Here is a 10,085-nt window from a genome sequence, read left to right as displayed (position 1 = left end):
CCCCCGCCCCCGCCGCCCCGCGCGACGCGGCGGCGCGGGTGGTGCTGATCGATCCCGAAAGCCTGAAGGCGGTGGGGCCGTGGCCGTGGCCGCGCTACACCATCGCCCGGCTGACCGAGGAGATCGCCGCGCGCGGCGCGACCGCCATCGGCTTCGACATGATCTTTCCAGAGCCGGACCGGCTGAACCCCGATCGCATCGCCGCGCTGTACCCCGAACTGCCGGCGGCGGCGCGCACGGCGATGCTGGCCGCGCCCTCGCAGGATGCGGTGCTGGCCCAGGTAGCGGGCGCGCATCCGGTGGTGCTGGCGCGTGTCGGCATCGAGCGGGATGCGGTCGATTTCGCGGCCGGCGCGCAGACCGATCCGGCGATGCTGCCGGTCGGCGCCGCTTTCACGGCGCCCCTGCCGCCCGGCGTGCTGGCCTATCCCGGCGCGCTCGCCAACATCCCCGATCTGGACGAGGTGGCGGCGGGGCAGGCGATCATCAACGGCGCACCCGACCGCGACGGCGTGATCCGTCGCGTACCGCTGGTGGCGAACGTGGCCGGCGCGCCGACGCCCGGCTTCGCGCTGGAACTGGCGCGGGTGGCGCTGGGGGTCGACACGATCACCCCGGTCGTCGCGCACGGCCGGCTGCGTGCGGTGGCGCTGGGCGACAGGCGCGTGCCGGTGGATGCGGACGGGCGGATGCGGCTGCGCTTCGGGCGGTTGCCGCCGGGCACGGTCACGTCGGCGGCGCTGCTGCTGCGGCGCGGCTGGCGGCCGGATGCGTTTCGCGGGCGAATCGTCATCATCGGGCTGGGCGCCGCCGGCACCGCCGACGTGGTGACGACCCCGGTCGATCGCGAAACCTATGGCACCTTCGTGCAGGCGCAGGCGGTGGACGCGATCCTCGGCGGCGGCGCGCTCGCGCGGCCGTGGTGGGCGGCAGGCGTGGAATGGGGTGCTGCGACGCTGCTGGCGGCGCTCGCCATCCTGCTGCTGCCACGCCTGCGCGGGGCGGCGATCGCGCTGGTGCCGGGGCTGGCGGCGGTGTTGCTGGTGGTCGGCAGCTTTGGCGCCTTCGCGCGGTTCGGCCTGCTGCTCGATCCGGTGCGGCCGCTGCTGGTGGGGGCGACGACGGCGCTGGCGGTGGCGGCGATGACCTTCGCCGAACAGACCTTCCGCCAGCGTCGCCTGCGCACGGCGCTGGCGGAACAGCGGGTGGCGGCGGCGCGCGCGGCGGGCGAACTGGAGGCGGCGCGCGAGATCCAGCTCGGCATGCTGCCGCCGCGTGCCGGCCTCGCCCGCCTCCACCCCGCGATCGACCTCGATGCACGGCTGGAACCGGCACGGTCCGTCGGCGGTGATTTCTACGACGCGATCCCGCTGGGCGCGGACCGCCTGTGCTTCCTCGTCGGCGACGTGACCGGCAAGGGCATCCCCGCCGCCCTGTTCATGGCGCTGTCCCGGGCGCTCTCCAAGAGCGTGCTGCTGCGCGAGGGTGACGATCTCGCCGCCGCCGTGGCGCGGATCGATGCCGAACTGTCCCGCGACAACGCGCAGGACATGTTCGTGACCATGCTGGTCGGCATCCTCGACGCCGCTACCGGCCGGCTCGATTTCTGCAACGCCGGCCACGAGAACCCGCTGCGCGTAACGGCGGTGGGGGTGGTGGAGGAACTGGCGCTGGAAGGCGGGCCGCCGCTGTGCGTGGCCGGCGGGTTCCCCTATCCGGTCGAGACGATCCACCTCGCCCCCGGCGACGGCATCGTGGTGGTGAGCGACGGGCTGACCGAGGCGCAGGACGCCGCCGGCGGCTTCTTCGGCCACGCCCGCGCCTTCGCCATCCTCGGCGGCTGGACCGCCGCCGTCAGCGCCCGCGAAGCGACAGACCGACTGGGTGACGCCGTCCGCGCGTTCGAGGACGGTGCCGATCCGAGCGACGACCTGACCATCCTCGCGCTGCGCTGGCGCGGGCCGGCCTGACCCGTCAGTCCGCGCGTATCAGCGTGCCTGCCCCGCGCCGCGTGAAGATTTCCAGCAGCATCGCGTGCGGCACCCGCCCGTCCAGCACCACGGCGGCGTCCACCCCGCCCTCGACCGCATCGACGCAGGTTTCCAGCTTGGGGATCATCCCGCCAGAAATCGTCCCGTCCTCGCGCAGCCGGGCGATCTGGCGCGGCGTGAGGTCGGAGAGGAGCTGCTTCTGCTTGTCCAGCACGCCGGCCACGTCGGTCAGCAGGAACAGGCGGGCGGCGCCGGTGGCGATGGCGATGGCGCCCGCCATCGTATCGGCGTTGATGTTGTAGGTCTCGCCGTCCTCGCCCACGCCGATCGGCGCCACGACCGGGATCATTCCCGCCTTCGAGATGGTGTCGAGCACGCGCGTGTCGACATCGGAAGGTTCGCCGACGAAGCCGAGGTCGACCACCTGCTCGATGTTGCTGTCCGGGTCGCGGCGGGTGCGGCGCACCTTCTCGGCGGTGACGAGGCGCCCGTCCTTGCCCGAGATGCCGACCGCGCGGCCGCCGGCGCGGCCGATCCACGAGACGATCTCCTTGTTGATCGAGCCTGACAGGACCATCTCGGCGACCTTGGCGGTTTCAGCATTGGTCACGCGCAGGCCGTCGATGAAGCTCGTCTCCACCCCCAGCGTCTTCAGCATCGCGCCGATCTGCGGGCCGCCGCCGTGCACGACGACCGGGTTGATGCCGACCGCCTTCATCAGCACGACATCCTCGGCGAAATCGCGCGCCGCCTCCGGGTCGCCCATCGCGTGCCCGCCGTATTTCACGACGAACGTCTCGCCGGCATATCGCTGCATGTAGGGCAGCGCCTCGACGAGCGTTTCGGCCTTGACGAGCAGCGCGGGGTCGGGGGCGTGATCGGCGGACATGGCAACTCCGGGCGACGTGAGGCCCCTGTCCGGGGCCGAGGACAGCCGCGCTCTAGTGGCTTTCGCCCGCCGGCGAAACCGTGATCGCGCAGGGGCGAAAAGCAAACGGCCCGGCGTCACGAGGACGCCGGGCCGTATCATGCCTTGCGGAAACCGGCCGTCAGTTGATGACGGCGCAGGCTTCCTTGGCCGAAGTCAGCGCGCGGCAGACGGTGCCGGCCTTGCCCCGGTCCCCCGCCGAAGCACGCAGGCGATACAGCTTCTTGCCGCCCACCTCGGCCAGCGTCACGCTATGCGGGAAGGCGGCCAGCGACGGGAAGCGGCCGGCCAGATCGGACCACGCCGCCTGCGCCTTCGCCTCGCTGCCCAACGCGCCGAGCTGCACCGACGGCCCACGGACGGGCTTGGTCGCGGCGGGCGGAACGTCGGCCGCCTTGACGGTTTCCGCCGGCTTGGGCGGAACCGCCACCGGCACGGCCGGCACCCGTACCGGAGCGGCAGCGGTCACCACCGGCGGCGCTGCGGGGGCGGCGGGCGGAGCGGCTGGTGGCGTCGCCGGGGTCGGCGCGCGTGCCGGAACCGCCATCGGTGCCTCGGGGCGCCGGGAGATGTCGATCGCCGCATCCACCGGTACGCCCTGGCTGGCGGCATAGGTGGCGTCGCCCTCGCCTTCCACGTTCATGCCGCCCGGGTCGGTCGGCGCGACCTTGTAGTCGCCGGCCGGTGCCGCGATCAGGTCGCCGTTGCCGCCGTCCACCCGCGCGCCGCGATCGCGGATCCAGAACAGGCCGCCGATCACCAGCCCGATCGCCACCAGCGCGACCAGCACCGCCGCGATAAGCCGGCCCGCGCCCACGCCCGGCGCCGGCTGCTCGTTTTCGGCCGGTTCGAGCCAGGGCAACCGATCCTCATCCGCGCCCGCGCTGCGGCTCCGCTCGATGTCGGTCATCAGTTCATCTCCTCGGCCGCGGCCACACCCATGATGGCCAGCCCGTTGCGGATGATCTGCCCGATCGATTCCGCCAAGGCCAGCCGTGCCGACGTCGTCGCGGCATCATCCGCCATCAAGAACCGCCGGGCGGGATCGTCGTTACCGCGATTCCATGCCGCATGGAACGCCGCCGCCACATCGGAGAGGTAAAAGGCGATACGGTGCGGCTCGTGGTTCACCGCCGCCGCCTCGACGATGCGGGGGAATTGCGCCGCCAGTTTCACCAGCGCCATCTCCTCGCCGTCGAGCAGCGTCAGGTCCGGCTCGGCCGCGATCGCCAGCCCGGCCTCGGCGGTACGCCGGTGCAGCGAGCGGATGCGGGCATGGGCGTACTGAACGTAGAACACCGGGTTGTCCTTCGATGCCTCCACCACCTTGGCGAAATCGAAGTCCATCTGCGCATCGGCCTTGCGGGTGAGCATGGTGAAGCGGACGACATCCTTGCCCACCTCGCGCACCACATCGGCCAGCGTCACGAAATTGCCCGCGCGCTTGCTCATCTTCACCGGCTCGCCGCCGCGCAGCAGGCGCACCATCTGCACCAGCTTCACGTCGAACGGCTTCGCCGCCCCGTTCCCGTCCTTGGTCAGCGCCTTCACCGCCGCCTGGATGCGCTTGACGGTGCCGGCATGGTCCGCACCCCAGATGTCGATCAGCTGGTCGGCGTCGTCCGCCTTCTGCGCGTGATAGGCCAGATCGGTGCCGAAATAGGTGAGGCCGCCGTCCGCCTTCATCACCGGCCGGTCGCTGTCGTCGCCGAAGGCGGTGGCGCGGAACAGGGTCATTTCCACCGGCGCCCAGTCGTCGGGCACCTCGCCCTTGGGTGCCTCCAGCACGCCTTCGTACAGCAGCCCGTCGGCGCGCAGCCGGTCGAACGCCGCCTTTACCTTGCCCGATGCCTGCACCTCCGCCTCGGAGGCGAAGCGATCGTGGTGGATGCCCAGCAGCGCGAGGTCGGCGCGGATCAGGTCCAGCATCGCCGCCACCGTCTTCTCGCGGAACGTGACCAGCCATTCCGCCTCGGGCGCGGTGACGTAGCGGTCGCCGTATTCTGCCGCCAGCGCCGCCCCGATCGGCACCAGATAATCACCCGGATACAGCCCTTCCGGCACCTCGATCGTCTCGCCCAGCGCCTCGCGGTAGCGCAGGTGGGCGGAGCGGGCGAGCGTATCGACCTGAGACCCCGCGTCGTTGACATAATATTCGCGCGTCACCGCGAAGCCGGCATGTTCCAGCACGCTGGCCAGCGCATCGCCCACCACCGCGCCCCGGCAATGGCCCATATGCATCGGCCCGGTCGGATTGGCGGACACATATTCCACGTTCACGCGCGCGCCCTGCCCCAGCGCGGAGCGGCCGTAACCGCCGGCGTCGCGCAGGATCGTGCGAAGTTCGTCGCGCCACGACTCCGGGGTGAGGCGCACGTTGATGAAGCCGGGGCCGGCCACCTCGGCCGTCTCGATCTCGGGCAGGTCCGCCAGCTTCGGCGCGATCAGCGCAGCCAGCGCGCGCGGGTTGGTCTTCGCCGGTTTCGCCAGCACCATCGCGGCGTTGGTGGCGAGATCACCGTGCGCCGGGTCACGCGGCGGCTCCACCGCTACATTGCGGCGATCGAGCCCGGCGGGCAGCGCCCCCTCGGCTTCCAGCGTGTCGAGGATGGCGTCGATGCGATCGGCGAAGCGGGCGTACAGGGTCAAGGCGGTCTTCCGGTCGATTGTTCGGCGCCGCATCTACCGGAAAGCCGGCGCATATCCAATCGGCGCGCATCTCGCGCCGTCATCTTCGAAAGCCGGGACGACGCAAGGCGCCAAGGACGAATGACTCGATCCTGTCCCGCTCACCCCGAGGAAGGACCGAGCATGGCGAAGGCCTGTATCGAAGGACGCGGCTGCCACCCTCCTGCGAGACGCCATTTCGGCAGGCTCAACGGCTCCCCAGAATGAGCGGTCGGCGGGTCAGCCTTATGTCGTCCGTCGCTAAACTTCCTCGCCCAGATCGATCGGGCCGATCAGCGCGCGGTAGCGGGCCAGCGCATAACGGTCGGTCATCCCGGCGATGAAATCGGCGATGTGGCGGGCGCGCTGCGGCTCCTGCGCCGGCAGCGCGGCGCGCCAGTGCGGGGGCAGCAGCGCAGGGTCGGCGCGATAGGCGGCGGCCAGCCCGGCGATCACCACCCGCGCCTGTTCCGCCACCGCAAGCTGGCTGGGATGGTGATACAGCCGCGCGTACATGAACCGCTTGAACGCCCGCTCGTCCGCCGCCATGCCGGCTGAGAAGCACGCCAGCACCCGCCCCGCCCCGCGCACCGCATCGGCGCTGCCGGGCGCTACATCCGCCAGCGCGGCGCCGGTGGCATCGAGCAGGTCGTGGACCATGCGGCCGATCTGCTCGCGGATCAGCTCCGCCACCCGCCGCTGCGGCGGCAGATCGGGGTAGCGCGCACTCACCGCCGCCCAGCCCGGCGCCACCAGCGGCTGCGCCACCACGTCGTCGAGGTCGATCAGCCCGGCGCGCAGGCCGTCGTCGATATCGTGGTTGTCGTAGGCGATGTCGTCCGCCAGCGCCGCGACCTGCGCCTCCAGCGAGGGCCAGCCGCCCAGATCGAGCGGCATCGCCGCGTCGACTTCGGCCAGCGCCCACGGCGGATCGGCGACGGGGCCGTTATGCTTGGCCAGCCCCTCGAGTGTTTCCCAGCTCAGGTTGAGGCCGTCCCAGCGCGGATAGGGCGTCTCGATCCGGGTGAGCACGCGCAGGGTATGGGCATTGTGATCGAACCCGCCGGCATCGGCCACCGCCTCGGTCAGCGCCTCCTCGCCCGAATGGCCGAACGGCGGGTGGCCGATATCGTGGGCAAGGCACAGCGCCTCGGTCAAATCCTCGTCCAGCCCCAGCGCACGCGCGATCGTGCGGCCGATCTGCGCCACCTCAAGGCTGTGCGTCAGGCGGACGCGATAATGATCGCCGTCAGGGGCCACGAACACCTGCGTCTTGTGGCCCAGCCGGCGGAAGGCGATCGCGTGGATGATGCGATCGCGATCGCGCTGGAAGGCGTTGCGCGGCCCGCGCGTCTCGCCGCGTGGCTCGGCATGCAGCCGCCCGCGCGAGGCGGCCGGATCGGAGGCGAAGGGGGCAATCATGCCGCGCATGTAGGCCGGCCGCGGCGGGAAGGAAACGCGCGGTCTACTTGCCGCCGCCCACCTTCTCCACGTCGGCACCCGCGCGGGTGGTGAACTGAATACCGGAAACGCCCGCCTTCGCCAGCGCGTTCACCTTGGCCTGCGCGTCCGCCTCGCTCTTGAACGGGCCGATCAGCAGCCGGTTGGAGGCCTTCCACGGCGCGGTATGCGTCGTCTGCCCGGCGAGCAGTTTCGGCGCCTTGCCCTTCACGCTGTCCCACGCCTTGTCCAGATTGGCCTTGTTGCTGCCCGAGGCGACCTGCACCCAGTAACGCTCGGCGGTGGCCGGTCTGGCCTTCGTATCCGCAGCCTTGGCGCCCTTCGTAGTCTTCGCGTCCTTCGCGGGCTGGGCGTTGCCGGCGATCTCCATGTCCTTGCCGGCCTTCGCATTCCTGCCGGCCTTGGTATCCTTGTCCGTCTTCGCGCTCTTGCCTGTCTTGGCATCCGCATCGATTTTCGACTCCCGGTCCGTCTTCACGTCCTCGGCGATCCGCGCCTTGCCTGACGATCTTGCGTCTCGCGTGGATTTTCCGGTCTTGCCCGTTTTCGTGTCGTTCGCGCCGTCGTCGGCGCCCGCGTCCGCCGCCTTGCCGGAGGCCTTCGCCGCCTTCGTCGTCCGGGCGGCCTGCGTCCCCTTCGACTTCGCGTTCCTGCCAGTCGTCACGTCTTCGGTGGCGCTGTCTTCTGCCGCCTCGCCAGCCTTGCCGGTCCTGACGCCGCTCTCCCCCGATCGCGGCGATTTTCCGGCTTTCGGGTCGAGTGCGGCCAGCTTCACGGGCTTGCCGTTCCGGGTGGTGGCCCCGCTCTTTCGACCGGCAACGGCCGGCATCTCGTCCGTCGACTCCCGGTCCTCCCGGGCAGCCGTCGCCTTGGCGAGCCGCTCGGTCCGCGTCGTCGTCCGGACGGCCGACTGGGACTGCCGCGTGGGCGAGGTCTCGGTCGCCCGCACGGCTGGCGGCATGGTCGTGCGCGGCGCGGCGGCGACACGCGCCGGCACGGGACTTGGCGCGGTGGCGAGCGCAGGGCCGGTCGCCGTGACGACCACGGGGGCATTGGCCGACAGCGCCGTCGCAACGGGCGCCGCCGGGCGTGATGCCTCGGCCGTCGCGGCCGGCGTGGCCTGAAGAACGTCGAAACCGGGCGACGGCACCGCCGAAGCCGATGCCGGCACCGCAACGGCCGTGACGGCCGGTGCGCTACCCGTCGGAACCGCGACCGACGCGGCCACCGGCGCCGCCGCCGTCGCGCCCGCCGCTGCAGTCGCAGAAACCACAGGCCCGGTGACCGTGCGTATCGTCGTCGGGGGCGTGGTCCTTGTCGCCACCACCGGCCCGCCTGCGGCCGCCACGATGCCGCCATCCTGTCGGGCAGCGGGAATGGCGGCGACGGGCCGCGATGCCACGCCGCCGGACTGGGCCAGCGCCACGCGCGTCTCGGCAACACCCATCGCGGTGGTGAGCGGCGTGACCCCGGGGATCGGCGCGGACAGGACATGCGGCGGTGGCATCACCTCGGCCATCTCCCCCGGCCGCCGGCGGGGGGCGACCGAGACGACGTCGTTGCGCGCGATCCGTGGGCCAAGCGCCTCGCCGGCCGGGATCAGCGGCGTATCGCCCCGCAGGTCGCGACGTGGATCGCGCTGGCCGATCGCGCTGCCGACAGCGGGCAACGACGCGGCGCGGGCGTCGGCGAACAACTCGGCGGCGGTGTACGAGCGGCCGTCGGACGGGAAATAGCCGAAGTTCACCGCCAGCGCCTTCTGCGCAGGGTTGAGCCGGGCCAGCCGGCTCATGAAACTGGTCATCACCGTCGCCTGCGGACCGGGCATCGCGGCCCGCACCGCGTTCGCCGCGCCGGTCTGGTCGCCGGTCAGAGCAAGCACGAAGGCCCGCGCGCGTTCCGCCCCGCTGTCGCGCCGCCGCAGCAATGGAGACAGCACGGCCAGCGCCCCGTCGCGATCCCCCGACACCGCCATCGACAGCGCGAGGCGGCGCACCGTCTCGGCGTCCTCACGCGCGCGCAGGGCGATCGTGTAGTCCGCCTGCGCGCGGCGCCCGTCCCCGTTCAGATCGTTGGCGAGGCCGCGATCGGCGGCGATCTCGCCCGCCGGCACGCCCAGCGCGACAGCCTCGTCGAACAGCTTAAGCGCGGCACGCGGCTGCTCCATCTGCACCAGCGCGGTGGCGAGGCCGGCCTTGATCCGGCCGTTGCGCGGCGCAAGTTCTTCTGCGCGGGCATAGAAGCCGAGCGCGGCGTTCGCGTCGCCCACCGCCAGTGCGGCGCGTCCGGCCCCGGTGAGCGAGGCGAGATCGCGGGGATTGGCCGCCAGCATCCGCAGGTAACGGCTCAACGCCGTGACGGGATCGGCATCGGCCAGCGCCGGATAGCCGGTGGTCTGCGCGGCCAGCGGCGGCATCGCCAGCGGGGCGATGAGGGCGAAGGACGCGAGGAGCCTCGCCAGCCGCGCGCGAAGGGTGGGGGAATGCGATGTCATGTCATCAAAGGATAAGCGACCGGCAGTGCGTGGCGGCAAGCACCCCGGGCCGGGGGAAACGGCAGAGCGGTATCCATCACCGACGAACGGCGGCAACGCCCGACGCCGCCGATGCACGTGCGCGACGGGCGCCGGCCCGCCGCGCGCAGTGGCTTATTGATTGTTCTGGCGATTGAGGAAACGCGGGATATCGAGCGGCTTGCCCTCGGCGTCCGGCTCGGCTTGCTGCGCCTTGGCGGCACCACGAGCGATGTTCGACATGCGCTCGAACAACGTGCCGCCCTCGCGGCCGGTGCGGGGCGCAGGGGCCGGCGCGGGTGCAGGCTCCGCCGCCGGGCTGCGCCACGAAGGACGCGCCGGCTCTTCGCGAGCAGCAACGGGGGCCGGTGCTGGCGTGGGCGCCGGAGCAGGCGTCGACGGCACGATCGCCTCGTTGGCCAGCAGCAGCTCGTCGCCTTCCGGCGCCCACCCCAGCACCCGTCTCTTTTACACATCTCACCTTTTCGACGCATCCCTACGTTTTGGTCTCAGCGCGCGGCGGTTT

At 71.8% G+C, this 10,085-nt stretch carries 7 protein-coding genes; 1 reads left to right on the top strand and 6 read right to left on the bottom strand.

All coding sequences use genetic code 11. The features are described from left to right. Positions 1–1,970, top strand: a 1,970-nt coding sequence (locus FOY91_RS19365; RefSeq protein WP_145155413.1) for a CHASE2 domain-containing protein, incomplete at its 5' end; no start/stop codon positions are given. A 4-nt stretch (positions 1,971–1,974) separates the two neighbouring features. Here FOY91_RS19365 and argB read toward each other — a convergent pair. From argB to FOY91_RS22100, 6 genes are all read right to left on the bottom strand, one after another. Beyond that, the gene (gene argB, locus FOY91_RS19360; protein WP_145155411.1) at positions 1,975–2,880 is read right to left on the bottom strand and encodes an acetylglutamate kinase; all 906 of its coding nucleotides are present in this window, start codon (positions 2,878–2,880) and stop codon (positions 1,975–1,977) included. Positions 2,881–3,040: 160 nt separating this feature from the next. Continuing rightward, positions 3,041–3,829 carry an SPOR domain-containing protein gene (locus FOY91_RS19355; protein ID WP_145155409.1) on the bottom strand — a complete coding sequence of 263 codons (789 nt, stop codon included), beginning with the start codon at positions 3,827–3,829 and terminating at the stop codon, positions 3,041–3,043. Next, positions 3,829–5,568 carry an arginine--tRNA ligase gene (argS, locus tag FOY91_RS19350; RefSeq protein WP_145155407.1) on the bottom strand — a complete coding sequence of 580 codons (1,740 nt, stop codon included), beginning with the start codon at positions 5,566–5,568 and terminating at the stop codon, positions 3,829–3,831. Before argS ends, FOY91_RS19355 begins: the two co-directional genes overlap by 1 nt. A 279-nt stretch (positions 5,569–5,847) precedes the next feature. Beyond that, the gene (locus FOY91_RS19345) at positions 5,848–7,017 is read right to left on the bottom strand and encodes a deoxyguanosinetriphosphate triphosphohydrolase (RefSeq protein ID WP_145155405.1); all 1,170 of its coding nucleotides are present in this window, start codon (positions 7,015–7,017) and stop codon (positions 5,848–5,850) included. Between the two features lie 34 nt (positions 7,018–7,051). Continuing rightward, entirely contained in the window at positions 7,052–9,541 is a 2,490-nt protein-coding gene (locus FOY91_RS19340) for an SPOR domain-containing protein (RefSeq protein WP_145155403.1), read from the bottom strand. A gap of 153 nt (positions 9,542–9,694) precedes the next feature. After that, positions 9,695–10,018, bottom strand: coding sequence for a hypothetical protein (locus tag FOY91_RS22100; RefSeq protein ID WP_203234638.1), 324 nt, complete (start codon positions 10,016–10,018; stop codon positions 9,695–9,697). Between the last annotated feature and the right edge of the window lie 67 nt (positions 10,019–10,085).

It is taken from the genome of Alterirhizorhabdus solaris, from assembly GCF_007785815.1.
Lineage (GTDB): Bacteria > Pseudomonadota > Alphaproteobacteria > Sphingomonadales > Sphingomonadaceae > Alterirhizorhabdus > Alterirhizorhabdus solaris.
This window is presented reverse-complemented; position numbering and strand designations above follow the sequence as displayed.